Origin of the sequence: Blautia sp. 1033sp1_1033st1_G9_1033SCRN_220408 (genome assembly GCF_040929965.1) — a bacterium.
Lineage (GTDB): Bacteria > Bacillota > Clostridia > Lachnospirales > Lachnospiraceae > Blautia_A > Blautia_A ammoniilytica.
Map to the genome: position 1 here is coordinate 1 of NZ_JBFKZO010000001.1, position 15,003 is coordinate 15,003.

Annotated in this window: 17 protein-coding genes and 1 pseudogene; 15 read left to right on the forward strand and 3 right to left on the reverse strand. The window is 38.4% G+C overall.

Annotation, left to right across the window (positions count from 1 at the left end):
• A pseudogene (locus AB5916_RS00005) lies at nucleotides 1–527 on the reverse strand (Archaeal ATPase); the annotation flags it as partial.
• Between the two features lie 249 nt (nucleotides 528–776).
• Between AB5916_RS00005 and AB5916_RS00010 the strand changes: the two are divergent.
• Complete coding sequence (locus AB5916_RS00010) at nucleotides 777–911, forward strand: hypothetical protein (protein ID WP_353748256.1); 135 nt, start codon at nucleotides 777–779, stop codon at nucleotides 909–911.
• Between the two features lie 47 nt (nucleotides 912–958).
• Here the strand turns inward: AB5916_RS00010 and AB5916_RS00015 are convergent, their stop codons facing one another.
• Both AB5916_RS00015 and AB5916_RS00020 read right to left on the reverse strand, forming a co-directional pair.
• On the reverse strand, nucleotides 959–1,567 hold the full coding sequence (locus tag AB5916_RS00015; protein ID WP_005348504.1) for a hypothetical protein: 609 nt from the start codon (nucleotides 1,565–1,567) through the stop codon (nucleotides 959–961).
• Nucleotides 1,560–1,745, reverse strand: a complete 186-nt coding sequence (locus tag AB5916_RS00020) for a hypothetical protein (RefSeq protein WP_014080774.1) — start codon at nucleotides 1,743–1,745, stop codon at nucleotides 1,560–1,562. The genes AB5916_RS00015 and AB5916_RS00020 overlap by 8 nt, the downstream gene beginning before the upstream one ends.
• A gap of 337 nt (nucleotides 1,746–2,082) precedes the next feature.
• Here AB5916_RS00020 and AB5916_RS00025 point away from each other — a divergent pair, with 337 nt between their 5' ends.
• The 14 genes from AB5916_RS00025 to AB5916_RS00090 all read left to right on the forward strand — a co-directional run bounded on the left by AB5916_RS00025 (nucleotide 2,083) and on the right by AB5916_RS00090 (nucleotide 14,938).
• Entirely contained in the window at nucleotides 2,083–3,834 is a 1,752-nt protein-coding gene (locus AB5916_RS00025) for a recombinase family protein (RefSeq protein WP_368188815.1), read from the forward strand.
• Between the two features lie 201 nt (nucleotides 3,835–4,035).
• Nucleotides 4,036–5,010, forward strand: coding sequence for a LysR family transcriptional regulator (locus AB5916_RS00030; protein ID WP_330364100.1), 975 nt, complete (start codon nucleotides 4,036–4,038; stop codon nucleotides 5,008–5,010).
• Nucleotides 5,011–5,124: 114 nt separating this feature from the next.
• The gene (locus tag AB5916_RS00035) at nucleotides 5,125–5,403 is read left to right on the forward strand and encodes a hypothetical protein (protein WP_195389637.1); all 279 of its coding nucleotides are present in this window, start codon (nucleotides 5,125–5,127) and stop codon (nucleotides 5,401–5,403) included.
• 3 nt (nucleotides 5,404–5,406) lie between these two features.
• On the forward strand, nucleotides 5,407–6,093 hold the full coding sequence (locus AB5916_RS00040; protein WP_368188817.1) for a DUF4405 domain-containing protein: 687 nt from the start codon (nucleotides 5,407–5,409) through the stop codon (nucleotides 6,091–6,093).
• Nucleotides 6,094–6,116: 23 nt separating this feature from the next.
• Complete coding sequence (locus AB5916_RS00045) at nucleotides 6,117–7,043, forward strand: prolyl oligopeptidase family serine peptidase (protein ID WP_368188818.1); 927 nt, start codon at nucleotides 6,117–6,119, stop codon at nucleotides 7,041–7,043.
• Between the two features lie 117 nt (nucleotides 7,044–7,160).
• Nucleotides 7,161–8,048, forward strand: coding sequence for an aldo/keto reductase (locus AB5916_RS00050; RefSeq protein WP_015528535.1), 888 nt, complete (start codon nucleotides 7,161–7,163; stop codon nucleotides 8,046–8,048).
• 18 nt (nucleotides 8,049–8,066) lie between these two features.
• Entirely contained in the window at nucleotides 8,067–8,699 is a 633-nt protein-coding gene (locus AB5916_RS00055; protein ID WP_006427000.1) for a flavodoxin family protein, read from the forward strand.
• Nucleotides 8,700–8,744: 45 nt separating this feature from the next.
• Nucleotides 8,745–9,431, forward strand: coding sequence for a flavodoxin (locus AB5916_RS00060; RefSeq protein WP_368188819.1), 687 nt, complete (start codon nucleotides 8,745–8,747; stop codon nucleotides 9,429–9,431).
• Nucleotides 9,432–9,539: 108 nt separating this feature from the next.
• On the forward strand, nucleotides 9,540–10,541 hold the full coding sequence (locus AB5916_RS00065; protein WP_368188820.1) for an aldo/keto reductase: 1,002 nt from the start codon (nucleotides 9,540–9,542) through the stop codon (nucleotides 10,539–10,541).
• Between the two features lie 12 nt (nucleotides 10,542–10,553).
• Nucleotides 10,554–12,182 carry a flavodoxin gene (locus AB5916_RS00070; RefSeq protein WP_368188821.1) on the forward strand — a complete coding sequence of 543 codons (1,629 nt, stop codon included), beginning with the start codon at nucleotides 10,554–10,556 and terminating at the stop codon, nucleotides 12,180–12,182.
• Nucleotides 12,183–12,215: 33 nt separating this feature from the next.
• Nucleotides 12,216–12,944 (forward strand): flavodoxin, encoded by a 729-nt coding sequence (locus AB5916_RS00075; RefSeq protein WP_368188822.1) that lies wholly within the window; start codon nucleotides 12,216–12,218, stop codon nucleotides 12,942–12,944.
• Nucleotides 12,945–12,970: 26 nt separating this feature from the next.
• On the forward strand, nucleotides 12,971–13,474 hold the full coding sequence (locus AB5916_RS00080; RefSeq protein WP_368188823.1) for a flavodoxin: 504 nt from the start codon (nucleotides 12,971–12,973) through the stop codon (nucleotides 13,472–13,474).
• A gap of 126 nt (nucleotides 13,475–13,600) precedes the next feature.
• The gene (locus AB5916_RS00085) at nucleotides 13,601–14,155 is read left to right on the forward strand and encodes a flavin reductase family protein (protein WP_368188824.1); all 555 of its coding nucleotides are present in this window, start codon (nucleotides 13,601–13,603) and stop codon (nucleotides 14,153–14,155) included.
• Nucleotides 14,156–14,170: 15 nt separating this feature from the next.
• Entirely contained in the window at nucleotides 14,171–14,938 is a 768-nt protein-coding gene (locus tag AB5916_RS00090) for a carboxymuconolactone decarboxylase family protein (protein WP_368188825.1), read from the forward strand.
• The last annotated feature ends 65 nt before the right edge of the window (nucleotides 14,939–15,003 follow it).

Consider the following 15,003-nt stretch of genomic DNA (forward strand, 5'->3'; position numbering starts at 1 on the left):
TTTTCCTCAAGCATGGTATATAATTCTTCTAGTTCTTTATCTCTTCCGATAAAATGACGGCATGGTTTCGGAACCTCACTGTCCATAATATAATCCAGCACAATGGGTGACAGGGCACCTCCGGCAAGTAATTTTTGATTTTTAGTATCACGTTTGATAAATTGTCGCTCCATGCCAAAAGAAATCAGCTTTGCAAGAAAAAGCAGACGTGAGCTGGCTGGTTTGTACAGAGAAGCCAGATTTTTCTTTTTGGCATCGGAGATGGTGTCATCTTGTATAAATAATGTGTATATATCCTGCATAGCCATATTGCAGTCAGACATCAATGGAAGCAGATTCTGGTGAATGGTTTCTGCCAGTTTTTTCTGATTACTGGGTTTGGAATAGTAGGCAGATATTTTGGGACTGATCTTTGCTTGACCGGTCAGCCAACGACAAACCAGACCATTATCCATAGAAAAATCCTGATTTGCCGGATCATCCATAAAATCTTCAAATAATTCGTATAAAAAATCAGGCTGACTCATTTGATTACTTTCGCTGATATGATTTTTTAAGCAAGTGCTAATAGAAGAAAAATCGCATCGATTCAATAGAAATTCCCCTTTCGTAGTTAAGATTGAGTATATCTATCATAACACGAACATATATTCGATTCAAGAAAATACGGATATTTTTAAAGTGATTGTGTCAATTTACAATCAATTTCTATTCAATGTGGTTTTCAGGCAGGTTCTGTAAAATAAGCTCAGAACAAACAATAACGGGAGGAGCTTATGCAACAGAATATTGAATTTGAGCGGTGCATTGATTTTCTGGTACGGATGATTGATAAGTACGGCGAAGAAGTCCTCCGGGAGTTGGAGGAAAAAAAACAGAATAAGGAAGAAAAAGAAGCGGCAGTTTCCTGAAATACAAAATGTAAATCAGACTGTCGCTTTTTTCATGCATTTTTAAATCAAATAAATTTTAAAAGCTGATGCAGAGTGTGTGGCTCATTATTCTGAGAAGCGGTAATACGCGTATCAAATGGCTTGAAATGATTCTGCGTATAAAAGCTCAGAAGAAATTCATTATCTTCGCATTCAAGAAACTCCATAACGCCACCTACGGAATATTTGAGACTGGATATGGTTTCCAGTGCAAATCCCAGTAGAATATTTCCAGGAATTCGTTTTTCCTTTGGAAGAGAATAGTTCTTTCCCAACTGGGCGATCAGGTAAGCTGCGGTAGTATAGGATTGTGTTTCTTCATCCAAAATACTGACACGGGACAGTTTTTTTGCCATTGTCTTGCTGATATTTGAAGCACGGACAGAGATTGGTTTTATTGTAAGTGAAAAATAACCAACCAGTGAAGCATCTTCAGCATCAAATACCAGATAAGTGATAGATTGATCTTTTTTGGTAAACTCAATCGCATTATGTAATAAAAAGTATTCCACATCGGGATTTTTGGGACAAGAAAAATCGGAGAGTAAGTCGTAAAGACTTTCCTCTCCGATATATGTCGGTTCGTCTTTATCCAAATATGCCCGAATATTAACGGTAAAATATTTATCAGACATGTTTTTTCTTCCTTTTTGACATTAAAGCTAAGATTTCCTGTGGGTTCGTTAACTGACGTCCGGGAAGTGTCTGCTTTGGTGTGCGGTCACGGTCGGCTTCGTCAATTGCTGCGACAAAACGCTTTACGCTATTTGGATTGGATACGACAAAATTATGAGTAATACTTGAAGTAGCCATACTAACACCTCCTCTTTTTTGGCTTTTTTGTGTATTTATAGTATATGCAATGTGTGATAAAAACACAATATCAAAAACAGAAATTATTTCTAAATAATTTTCAAGCCGGACATTTATTAGACGCTTCCGGTAAGCGAACAATATTTTCGAGCCAATCATTTATAAGTCGCCAATGGTGGGCGGGCAATATTTTGATAACAGAAATGCTCTGTATCTAACTTAATTATACGATTGGCGAAGAAATGCGTCAATACGGAAAATAAGTATTGAAAATAGTTGGAACAAGTACTAAAATAAGGTTGGGACAATAAAACAGAGTTATACTGCGAGGAAGATTATGAAGAATAAAAAGATTAAATGCGATATATATACCAGAGTATCCACAACCATGCAGGTAGATGGCTACAGTCTGGATGCTCAGAAAGAAAAACTCAAGAGATATGCGGAATTTCAGAATATGGAAATTGTAAATGAGTATTCCGATGAAGGTAAGTCTGGAAAGAGCGTAGAGGGCAGACCGGAATTTCAGAGAATGTTGGATAATATTGAGAATGGAACAGATGAGGTACAGTTTGTACTGGTGTTCAAGCTTTCCAGATTCGGTCGTAATGCGGCAGATGTATTAAATTCTTTGCAGAGGATGCAGGATTTTGGAGTGAATCTGATTTGTGTAGAAGATGGAATTGACAGCTCAAAAGATAGTGGAAAGCTGATGATTTCTGTTCTGTCTGCGGTGGCAGAGATTGAACGAGAGAATATCCTTGTTCAGACAATGGAAGGACGTAAGCAGAAAGCCAGGGAAGGAAAATGGAACGGAGGATTCGCTCCATATGGTTATGAATTGGTAAATGGAGAATTACAGATTGCAGAGGACGAAGCGGAGATTATTCGTCTGATTTATGACAAATTTATTCATACAAATATGGGAATCTCTGCGATTGCTGCATGGCTGAACCAGCATGGATATAAAAAGAAAAAACGACAGAATAATACACTGGACGCATTTGCCTCTTCCTTTATAAAAGGCGTTCTGGATAATCCGGTATACTGTGGAAAGCTGGCTTATGGACGAAGAAAAAACGAGAAAGTTTCTGGTACAAGAAATGAATATCGCATTGTAAAACAGGAAAATTATATGCTGCATGATGGTATCCACGAAGGGATTATTTCAGAAACAGATTGGGAGCTGGCACATCAAAAACGGGAAAAAACAGGTGTGAAATATGAAAAAACGCATAGTCTGGATCATGAGCATATCTTATCTGGAATATTGAGATGTCCGTTATGTGGAAGCGGTATGTATGGGAACGTGAACCGAAAGAAAAAGAAAGACGGAACCTTATATAAAGATTATTTCTATTATGCCTGTAAACATCGTCGTCTGGTAGACGGTCATAAATGTGGATATCGTAAACAATGGAGCGAGGAGAAGATTAACAATGCAGTGGAAGAAGTTATCCGGAAGCTGGTGAAGAATCCTAAATTTGAAGAAGCAATTCTGAATAAAATCGGTTCAAGAATTGATACAGAAGAAATAGAAAAAGAGATTGAAGGATTGGAAAAGCAGCACAAGCAGTTGACCGGAGCAAAAGCAAGACTTGGACAGCAGATGGACAGTCTGGATATTATGGATAAATTTTATGAGAAGAAATATCAGGATATGGAGACAAGGTTATACCGTCTGTACGATGAGATCGAAGGCGTGGAGAACAGTATAGAGGAAGTTAAGAACCGCCTGCTGAATATCCAGCAACAGAAAATATCAGAAGAAAACGTCTATCAATTTCTTTTATATTTTGATAAACTATATGATAAGTTCACCGACCTGGAGAAGAAAGAATTTCTTAACAGTTTTGTAGAACAGGTGGACATTTATGAGCAGGAGCAGCCAGATGGCAGATTCCTGAAGCACATAAAGTTTCGTTTTCCGGTGTATTTTGGAGACAGGGAGACACAGGAACTTTGTTGGGACAACGAAAGTGCCGTTGAGACAGTATGTTTATTGTCCAAACTCCACGAAGCGAAGCATCATGTGAATGTGAGACTTGACATGGACGAGATGGATTTAACGGCGGCTGAGAGGCGCTAAAGGTCCAGGGGACCTTTGCCCAGCGCGGACCGAAGCGGAGCGTAGACAGGCTACTTATGAGGAGATAAAGAAGTATGTTGCAGAGTATAATGATGGGATGAAGGTATCTGATCTGTATATTGCACAGGTGAAGAGAAAGTGTGGAATTGAATTAGCGGAGAATTTTAATATTCCTAGGTCAGAGGGAGCAAAGCAACCACAATGTCCGAAGGAGAAAGAAGAGGCAATTATTGGGGCACTGAAAGCATTTCAGATGATTTAAAATCACAAAGAGGAGTGAATTACATGATGTATAATCCACAACTTGATACATTTATCTGCGTTGTAGAAGCTGGAAGTTTTAGTAAAGCGGCAGAAGAATTATATATAAGTGCACCTGCGGTTATTAAACAGATAAATTCTTTGGAAAACAGCTTAAATTTGCAACTATTTGAAAGAACACACAGAGGTCTTATTATTACGGAAGCTGGTAAATCGCTCTATCAGGATGCAAAATATCTGATTCAATATTCAAAAGAATCGTTGATACGGGCGCAGGAAGCAATGAATCATAATGAAGAAATCATTCGTGTTGGAATATCTCCGATGACGCCACCGGAAGTTTTTGTGGAACTTTGGCCTAAGATACAGAAAATATATCCGGAGATGAAGTTTAAATTGATTACATTTGAAAATACACCAGAGAATGCAAGAGAGATACTGGCTAATATGGGAAAGAATATTGATGTGATAGCTGGAATCTTTGATGAAACAATGCTTGAACTCAGAGGCTGTGATGGCACTGAGATTTCAAGAGAACCATTTTGTGTGGCGGTATCAATTCATCACAGGCTGGCAAAAAAAGAAAAAATAACACTTGATGATCTGGCTGGAGAAAATCTTATGCTCATGCGAAGAGGATGGAGTTATTATGGCGATATGCTAAGGGATGATATGATGAAAAATCATCCTGAAATCAATATTGTAGACTTTAATCTGTACAATGTAGAAGCATTTAACCGATGCGAAAACAATAATGAGGTATTACTGGCATTCAAGAGCTGGGAAAGTGTTCATCCACTGATCAGAATCATTCCAGTAGAGTGGGATTATACTATGCCGTTTGGAATTCTTCATTCGAAAAAACCGTCCATTAAGGTTAAGCGGCTGATAAATGCTATTAACAAGGTAAAATAAAAATTGAATACATGCGAGTAGAAACCTAAAGGTTAATACTGAATAACAAAACGAGACTTCTAATGGAGTCTCGTTTTGTTATACTTTAGCTGAAGTGAAAATGGAGGATACTATATGCAGATAAAGAGGATAGCTCTTGGAGGAATCATCATGACTGTTATCATGTTCACGCCAACCTATGCCTGTGTCGGAACAAGTGACGGAATTGCATCATACAGAAGTATGGAAAATTATATTTCCCAGATACAACAAAATGGCCCAAATACAAAAATAGAAGTATTTAAAGGCCTTTCTCATGGATTTGGATTGGGAGAGGGGACTGTAGCAGAAGGATGGATTGATCGTGCAATATCTTTCTGGGAAGACAATATGAATGCTTTAGATAAGAGGTAGGATATGAAAAATAAACGATTTACAGCAAAAATATTGATAGATATAGGAATGACGATATGTTTGCTTCTTCTTATGCCATATAGTTTGCTCAGCGAGACTGCACATGAGTGGATTGGTATGGCGATGCTTGTGCTTTTTATTTCACATCACATACTGAATCATAAATGGGTGACCTCTGTAAGGAAAGGAAAATATAATGCGTTCAGAGTGATACAGACAGTACTGGTTATCATCATACTTATTCTTATAATGGGTTCCATGATAAGTGGAATATTATTGTCAAATCACATATTTAAATGGATAAAGATTTCCGGAACATATATGACAGCCAGACAGATACATATGTTTTGCGCATACTGGGGACTGGTGGTGATGTCATTACATCTCGGATTTCATTGGAATATAGCGGTAGCAATGGCAGGACGATTATGGGAACATCCATCCGTCATCAGAACATGGGCAGCAAGATCTGTCGCAACCACAATTGCAGGTTATGGTTTATATGCATTTTACAGGAGACAGATAGGAGATTATCTGATTATGAGGATGCATTTTGTATTTTATGATTATGAAAAGGGGATCTTTCCTTTTCTGCTGGATTATCTGGCAGTAATGATATTGATAGCATTTATTGGATATTATAGTGGAGTGTTTCTAAAGAAAACAGGTAAGAGAAACCGAAAAGGTTAATACTGAAAGAAGGTGGTGTATTTATGGAAAAGCGGAAATTAGTACTTACAATTATTGGAGTTGTTATTTTAGCAATGGTAATCATGGTATATATCTACTTTTTAAAACCCGGCAGGGATGAAAAGAAGAATCAACAAACAATAAACCAGGTACAGACCGTACAGCAGAAGACAGATGAGAAAAAAGAAAATACAGAAAAAAATACATCCGGAGATGAATTGGAAAATGTTACGCCGGGAAGCGAAGAATACCGGGGCTTCCTCCTGGATAATGTTCTTCATTCTCCAAATGAAGGGGACATTCATTACAATGTATATATTCCGGATGCATATGACGGGACAAAGGAATATGCACTATATGTAACATTACCCGGATATCAGGGATTATATTTTCAGGGCGTGGGAGAAAATATCCGGACAGAAGATTTTGGATTTGAAGCACAGAAGTATATTACCGATATGATTATTGTAGCTCCACAGTTAAATGACTGGGGACAGACATCAGCAGATCAGACAATTGAACTGACACAGTATTTTCTGACGCATTATATTATTAATCCATTGAAAGTATATATTAATGGTTATTCCGGAGGAGGAGAAACCCTGTCACTGGTATTGGCAAAGCAGCCGGAACTATATACAGCGGCACTTATGTGCAGCTCTCAGTGGGATGGTGCATATGAGCCGGTTGTGGAGATGAAAACGCCGGTATATTTTGTGATTGGCGAAAGCGACGAATACTATGGATCAGAACCTTTTAAAGAGGCATACCAGCAGATACATGAGCTTTACAAAGAACAGGGATTATCGGAATCAGAGATTGATAAACTGGTGGTACTGGATGTAAAAGATAAAGATTACTTTGAAGGAACACCGGTCACTTATCAGCATGGCGGTGGCTATCTGTTTTGTCGTGACAAAGAAATTATGGGATGGCTGTTCAATCAGTAAGAACCAGAATAAACCGAAAGGTTAAGACTGAAAAACTTATCGAAACTTCTCAAAGGAATCTATCAGTATTATAGTATGAATGTAAGATGAATGAAAGAAAGCAAGGAGGATACGACAATGGAATATATTTCATTAAATAATGGTGTAAAAATGCCAATACTGGGATATGGCGTATATCAGGTAACAAAAGAGGAATGTGAAAGATGTGTGCTTGATGCTTTAAAAGTTGGATACCGGGCGATTGATACAGCACAGAGTTATTTTAATGAGGAAGAGGTTGGGAATGCAATCCAAAAGTCAGGCATTCCAAGAGAAGAAATCTTTCTTACAACAAAGGTGTGGGTTGAACATTATGGATATGAAGAAGCAAAGAAATCAGTTCTTGAATCCATGAAAAAGTTAAAGACAGATTATCTGGATCTGGTATTGCTTCACCAGCCATTTTCAGATGCTTACGGTGCTTACCATGCATTGGAAGATCTGTACGATGAGGGAAAAATCAGAGCAATCGGAATTTCCAACTTTTATGTAGACAGAATGGTTGATTTTGCATCCTTCAACCGCATTAAACCTATGGTAAATCAGGTGGAAACCCACATCTTCAATCAGCAGAAAGAGATGAAGGAATGGGCAGACAAATATGATATCCGGTTAGAAGCATGGGCACCATTCGGTGAGGGCAGAGGAGGCACCTTTGAGAATCCTGTCATCGCAGAGATTGCAGAAAAATATCAGAAGACTCCGGCACAGGTTATGCTTCGCTGGCATATTCAGAGAGGGGTAGTGGTTATTCCGAAATCAACACACATTGAGAGAATGGAAGAAAACTTTAATGTTTTTGATTTCACACTTTCTGATGAAGATATGAAGACTATTGCAGAACTGGACAAGAAGACAAGCTCTTTCTTCTCGCATCAGGATCCGAATATGGTGGAATGGTTCGTGAAGATGGTTGAGGAAAGAAAAAAGAATAATGACAGTTCAAAAGAAAAAAAGAACTGGTAAGCATAAGAGGAAAAATCAATGAAAGTATTACTTGTCAATGGCAGTCCACACAAAAATGGCTGTACTTATACAGCTCTTTGTGAAGTATCCAGTGCATTAAATGAAAATGGTATAAGTACAGATATTTTCTGGATTGGAAATAAGCCGATTTCAGGATGTATTGCCTGCAGAAAATGTCAGGAAAAAAATAAATGCATCCTGGATGATATCGTGAATGAATTTCTGGAAATAGCAGGGGATTATGACGGATTCGTATTTGGAACTCCGGTACACTGGGGTGGTGCAGGCGGTGCAATCACATCCTTTATGGACAGAGTCTTTTATGCCGATTTAAACGGTGGCGGCGACAGATTCCGCCTGAAACCTGCCGCTGTGGTAATTTCAGCAAGAAGGGCCGGAACAACGGCCACATGGGACCAGGTAAATAAATATTTTGGTCTGATGCAGATGCCGATCATTACATCGAGATATTGGAATATGGTACATGGGACGAATCCGGATGAAGTAAAACAGGATCTCGAAGGAATGCAGGTTATGCAGATTCTTGGAAACAATATGGCATATTTCATTAACTGTAAAAATGTTGCGACAAAAATGGGAATTGAAATGCCAAAGGCACCGGATTTTGTATTTACCAATTTCATCCGATAGAAATTAGCGTGACAAACATTTTATAGGACAGGAGGTAATCTTAGAATGAAAACAAAGAAAATAGCAGCAGTACTCTTAACATGCATCATGGCAATCGGTTTGATGGCAGGATGTGTAGCAAGCAATACAAACCAGTCTGCTTCTAATAATGACAGCCATTCTACAAGTACAAACCAGTCTGGAAATGAAGAAGCGGATACAAATTCCGAAAACACTACAGATACAACAGAAAATACTTCAACAGGAAATGGAAAAACATTGGTTGTATATTATTCAGCTTCAGGAAATACAAAAGATGTTGCTGAAAAGATAGCAAAAATTACAGAGGCAGATCTGTTTGAAATAGAGCCTGTGGAGCCATATACAGATGATGACCTTGACTGGACAGATGATGACAGCCGGGTGTCAAGAGAACATGATGATGAGAGCTTAAGAGATGTGGAACTGGTGTCTACAACAGTTGATAACTGGGATTCATATGATACGGTATACATTGGCTATCCTATCTGGTGGGGAATTGCAGCATGGCCAGTAGATAACTTTGTAAAAGATAATGACTTTACAGGAAAAACAGTCATCCCATTCTGTACAGCAGCGACCTCGGGAATCGGTGACAGCGGTAATCTTCTGGAAGAGATGACAGGAACAGGTGACTGGAAAGAAGGGGAACGATTCCATGGTGGAGCGTCTGAATCAGATATCAGTTCATGGATAGACAGTCTTGGATTATAAAAGAATATAAAAATATTTGGAGGAATCGTAACAAAGAGAGACTTCTGTCCGGAGTCTCTTTTTCTTATACTTACAGTAAAGTTTGAAATATAGAAAAGGAAGATAAAGATGGAGATAAGAATTTTAGGAAGAGACTTAGAAGTATCAGAAATCGGATTTGGATGTATGGGAATGAGTCATGCATATGGAACTGTTTCAACACAGAAAGAAGCAGAAGAATTGATTGAAAAAGCGATCGATAAAGGCTGCACATTTTTTGATACGGCAGAGATATACGGAACAACAGAAGACCCTCATCACAATGAAAAACTGCTTGGGAAAGTGTTAAGGCCATATAGAAACAAAATTGTCCTTGCATCAAAGTGTGGGATACGTTTTGATGAAACTGCAACAACTGTAAATAAACCTTTGATTCCTGATGGACGACCGGAGACGATTAAAGCATCGATTGAGGGATCTTTAATGAGACTTAACACAGACCATCTTGATTTATATTATATTCATCGTATTGACATGACTGTACCGATTGAAGAGACGGCAGGAGCTATGAAGGAGTTAATGGAGCAGGGAAAAATCACACACTGGGGGTTATCAGAAGCCAGTGAAGAGATTATTCGCCGTGCACATAAAGTATGCCCGGTTACAGCGATTCAGAACAGATATTCCATGATGTACAGGGATTATGAGAAATTATTCCCGGTGCTTGAAGAATTGAAAATAGGATTTGTTGCATTTTCGCCGCTTGCAAATGGATTACTGACAGCAGCATATCATTCCCATGGGGAATTTGAAAAGCCGGGAGATTATCGAAGCGCGATGCCACAGTTTACAGAAGAAGGATTAAAGGAAAATAATGAATTTATGTCCTGGATGAAAGTGATTGCAGAAGAAAAAAATGCCACGCCTGCACAGATTTCTCTTGCATGGATGCTTGCAAAGAAACCATATATCGTACCAATTCCGGGAACAAGAAAAGTAAATAGACTGGAAGAAAATATGGAATCAGCATATATAAAGCTGACTCAGGATGAAGTAAAATCTATTGATGAGATGCTTGCCCATATGCCGATGTCGCAGGTGTTTGGAGGTTCAAAAATACAGAAGAAATAAAAGAGGTGAGCAATGAAAACAAGGAAAAAGATAACCATCGGGGTAATAGTGGCTTTCTTAGCGGTAGTCATGGTGGGTTCTATCTATCTGTTTACAGGGGCTAAAATAAAAAATGTAAGCAATGATGTCATAAAGGGGGATGAAGAGACAAAGTCTCTGGTTGTTTATTTCACGAGGCAGGGAGTGATTCCGGGAGATGTAGATGCAGTTTCATCAGCAACACAAAGCTCTAATAAAGGCATGGAAGGCAGTGACACAGAAGGCGCTGCACGTATGATACAGAGCCTTATAGGGGCTGACATGTATCAGATATACACCGCTCATTACTACAGAAGATCCTTTGTGGGAACAGCTGCAACTGCATGGATTGAGGAGCTGCTTAATTTAAGACCAGAACTTGCTGCTAAACCGGATAATCTGGATGATTATGACACAATTTACGTGGGATATCCGATCTGGTGGTTTAATGCACCGATGGCAATAGGAAGTTTTCTGGAAAGCTATGATTTGTCAGGTAAGACAATAATTCCATTTTGCACAAGCCAGGATAATGATATTAGCGTCAGTATGGATTATATAAAAGCGGTTGCAAGTGGAGCAAATGTGCTGGACGGATACCGGATTCATGCAGCGGATGTTGATGATGTGAAAGAATGGCTTCAGAGGATTGGTGTGTTAAACGAAAATAATACAAAAGATCTAAATGCAGAAGGAAACTCAAAGATGGAAACAGAAAATTTAGATAAACGCTATGGGAGTGGTATCGTACCGGATGAGCTGGAATATATCCCTGATGGATATGAAGCTCCGGCAGATCAGCAGGGAAATCTCCAGAAAATCACCTATAATACATGGGAATCTTTTACCTATGATCAAAAGAGTCAGAAACTTACAAAAGAAGCATGGGTATATGTTCCATATGGATATGATGAAAATAAAAAGTATAATGTTTTCTACCTGAGCCATGGTGGGTGGAGCAATGAAACGACGATTATGGGAACCGATAAAGATCCGCATTCTTTTAAAAATGTGCTGGATCATGCAATTGAGGATGGAAAAATCAAGCCGCTTATTATTGTTTTACCAACCTATAACAATACGAGCAAAGAGGACAGTGGGGATTACAGTCTGGCAATTCAGCTTACCAATCAGTTTCATAACGAGATTGTAAATGACTTGATCCCGGCAGTAGAGAGCAAATACAGTACCTATGCGGAAAGTGTAACGAAAGAAGGATTAGAGGCTTCACGTGATCACAGAGGTTTCGGTGGATTTTCCATGGGTTCTGTAAATACCTGGAATACATTTCGTTATTGCATGGACTATTTCAGATATTTTATGCCAATGAGTGGAAGCTACAGCACAGATGGACAGTATATGGCAGATTTGGTTAGACAGCAGGGATATGGCTCAGATGATTTCTTTATCTTCGCTGCTTCTGGAACAAGTGATTTTGCATATCATGCATTTAAAGCTCAAATCATGGCAATGGCGCAGGATTCAGATGGAATGTTTAAGTTCGCGAATAATGAGACAGACGGTAATCTTTCCTTTTTGGAGAGAGAAGGTTATGAACATGATCAGAAGGCGTGTGATGAGTACACGTATAATGGACTACGATTTTTCTGGAATGAACAGTGAGATAAAAACACAAGAAGAGAAAGGTGATGATTTATGCTGAAAAGACGATTTTTAATTATGTTAGCAGTTGTGATGATAATCAGTATATTTACTGGATGTGGTTCTGCTTCTGTAAAAAATAATCAAACAACAAAAAATGATTCTGCGGAAAAAAGTAGCGATATTGATAGTTCCTCAAATGCCGTTACGGAGGCGGTACAAAATAATACAGACAATGAGAATATTCTAATTGCTTATTTTTCGGTTCCGGAGAATGTTGACACAGATGGAATTGATGCAAATTCCGGAGCAAGTATAGTAGTAAAAAATAAGGATGTACTTGGAAATATGCAGTATATGGCGATGACAATACAAGAAGCAATCGGCGGGGAATTATTTAGAATCGAAACAACGGAAGAATATCCTTTAGAGCATGAAACATTGGTCAATCAAGCAAAAGAAGAACAAAATGAAGATGCAAGACCTGAGTTAGCAACACATATTGAGAATGTGGAACAATACGATATAATATTTTTAGGTTATCCAAATTGGTGGGGAGATATGCCACAGCCATTATATACGTTCCTTGAAGAGTATGATTTTTCGGGAAAAACAATTATTCCTTTTAATTCCCATGGAGGAAGTGGTTTTTCTAACACGATAGAAGAGATAAAAAAATTGCAGCCCAATGCAACTGTAAGAGATGATGGGTTAAGTATTTCAAGAAATGATGTAGCTGACAGTGAACAGGAGGTTGCTGATTGGGCGAATGGATTTCAGTAATAGGAAAGAAAGGAATAGATATAAAAATGAAGAAAATGTTAGTTGTATATTATTCCTGGTCAAATGGAAACACGAAAAGAATTGCAGAGCAGCTGACTAATGGGACAGGTGCAGATATTGCGAGAATCGAAACAACAGAGCCATACAGCGGCAGTCATGAAGATGTGGTTGAACAGGGAAAAAGAGAGGTAGAGGCAGGCTTTATGCCTCAGATCAATCCGATATCTGTAAATCTTGCTGATTATGATGTGATTGCTATCGGAACTCCAACGTGGTGGTATACGATGGCACCTGCAGTGCTTACATTTTTGACAACAAATGATTTTACAGGAAAGACAGTGATTCCATTTATGACAAATGGTGGATGGCCGGGGCATGTAATTAAAGATATGAAGGACAAGTGCAAAGGAGCTGCCTTTGTACATGAAATGCAGATTCAGTTTGATTCTATGGGTAAAGACCATCTGGAAACTTCGGAAGATGTGATTACAGAATGGATCGGGCAGATAAAGATGGAGATAAACAAATAACCATAAGGTTAAGACTGACAAACAAACAGGAACTTCTGAAAAATATGCAAACTGCTTATAATAAATGTATAAAAGAACAGTGCCAACGGTAGACGGGCAAAAATAAGAATAAGGAGAGATAAGACAATGAGAAAGAATTTTGGAGCAAAGCCATTTTTATATCCACAGCCGGTTATGATTCTGGGAACCTATGATGAAAATGGAAAGGCAAATGCAATGAACGCTGCATGGGGCGGAATTGTAGGTGCAAATGAGATTATTGTAGATTTGTCTGCCCATAAGACAACAGACAATATTATAAAAAATAAGGCTTTTACAGTAGGGGTGGCAGATCTTGAACATCTGGTTGCCTGCGATTATGTGGGAATTGTTTCTGCAAATAAAGAAGCATATAAGATGCAAAAAGCAGGCTTTACTACAACGAAGAGTGAATATGTAAATGCACCAGTCATCAATGAACTTCCATTGACTCTTGAGTGTGAACTTGTAAAAGTTATTGATGAAAGCAAGTATCTTGCAGAAATCAAAAATGTAAGTGCAGATGAGAAATATCTCGGTGATGACGGAGAAATTGATCTTAGTAAATTTACGCCAATTACATATGACCCGGTACATCACGGATATTACAGACTTGGAGCACGTGTGGGAAATGCTTTTAAGGATGGAACACAGTTAAAATAAGGATAGGTGATTAAAGTGAAAAAAATTGTACAGACAGCAGGAAGAAACGCATTAAATGAATTTGCACCACAGTTTGCACATTTTAATGATGATGTTTTATTTGGAGAAAACTGGAATAATCAGGATATTGATGTAAAGACAAGATGTATTATAACAGTCACAGCACTTATCGCTTCAGGAATGATTAATACATCTTTAGTACATCATTTTGAAAATGCAAAAGCTCATGGAGTGACTCAGAAAGAAATTGCAGCCGTGATTACACATATAGCATTTTATGCAGGGTGGCCGAAAGGATGGGCGGCATTCAATCTTGCAAAAGATGTCTGGAGTATAGACGAAGGTGATCTTTCGTATGAAGATGAAGCAATGAGAGCTCATGCTAAAAAGATGATATTTCCGATTGGAGAGTCAAATGATAAATTTGCACAATATTTTACAGGGAAAAGTTTTTTGGCTCCTGTGTCTACGTCACAGGTTGGAATTTTCAATGTGACTTTTGAACCTGGTTGCAGGAATTACTGGCATATTCATCATGCAAAAAGCGGAGGCGGACAGATTCTTATCTGCATTGCAGGACGTGGATACTATCAGGAAGAAGGAAAAGAAGCAGTAGAAATGAAACCTGGAGATTGTGTCAATATTCCGGCAGAAGTAAAACACTGGCATGGAGCAGCACCGAATGAATGGTTTTCACATCTGGCAATTGAAGTACCGGGAGAAGAAACATCATCAGAATGGTGTGAAACAGTAACTGATGAGATATATGAAAAACTGAAATAACTCCTTAAGTCCAATGTGAAATTTACTTTTTTATTTAACGGAAGAATATAGATAAGAACTAAGAC

Coding starts and splice junctions, on each gene's coding strand:
- AB5916_RS00040 (WP_368188817.1), top strand. CDS start 5,407: ATGAAAAATAAACGATTTACAGCAAAAATATTGATAGATATAGGAATG.
- AB5916_RS00035 (WP_195389637.1), top strand. CDS start 5,125: ATGCAGATAAAGAGGATAGCTCTTGGAGGAATCATCATGACTGTTATC.
- AB5916_RS00010 (WP_353748256.1), top strand. CDS start 777: ATGCAACAGAATATTGAATTTGAGCGGTGCATTGATTTTCTGGTACGG.
- AB5916_RS00015 (WP_005348504.1), bottom strand. CDS start 1,567: ATGTCTGATAAATATTTTACCGTTAATATTCGGGCATATTTGGATAAA.
- AB5916_RS00070 (WP_368188821.1), top strand. CDS start 10,554: ATGAAAACAAGGAAAAAGATAACCATCGGGGTAATAGTGGCTTTCTTA.
- AB5916_RS00075 (WP_368188822.1), top strand. CDS start 12,216: ATGCTGAAAAGACGATTTTTAATTATGTTAGCAGTTGTGATGATAATC.
- AB5916_RS00045 (WP_368188818.1), top strand. CDS start 6,117: ATGGAAAAGCGGAAATTAGTACTTACAATTATTGGAGTTGTTATTTTA.
- AB5916_RS00020 (WP_014080774.1), bottom strand. CDS start 1,745: ATGGCTACTTCAAGTATTACTCATAATTTTGTCGTATCCAATCCAAAT.
- AB5916_RS00055 (WP_006427000.1), top strand. CDS start 8,067: ATGAAAGTATTACTTGTCAATGGCAGTCCACACAAAAATGGCTGTACT.
- AB5916_RS00065 (WP_368188820.1), top strand. CDS start 9,540: ATGGAGATAAGAATTTTAGGAAGAGACTTAGAAGTATCAGAAATCGGA.
- AB5916_RS00060 (WP_368188819.1), top strand. CDS start 8,745: ATGAAAACAAAGAAAATAGCAGCAGTACTCTTAACATGCATCATGGCA.
- AB5916_RS00085 (WP_368188824.1), top strand. CDS start 13,601: ATGAGAAAGAATTTTGGAGCAAAGCCATTTTTATATCCACAGCCGGTT.
- AB5916_RS00025 (WP_368188815.1), top strand. CDS start 2,083: ATGAAGAATAAAAAGATTAAATGCGATATATATACCAGAGTATCCACA.
- AB5916_RS00050 (WP_015528535.1), top strand. CDS start 7,161: ATGGAATATATTTCATTAAATAATGGTGTAAAAATGCCAATACTGGGA.
- AB5916_RS00080 (WP_368188823.1), top strand. CDS start 12,971: ATGAAGAAAATGTTAGTTGTATATTATTCCTGGTCAAATGGAAACACG.
- AB5916_RS00030 (WP_330364100.1), top strand. CDS start 4,036: ATGTCCGAAGGAGAAAGAAGAGGCAATTATTGGGGCACTGAAAGCATT.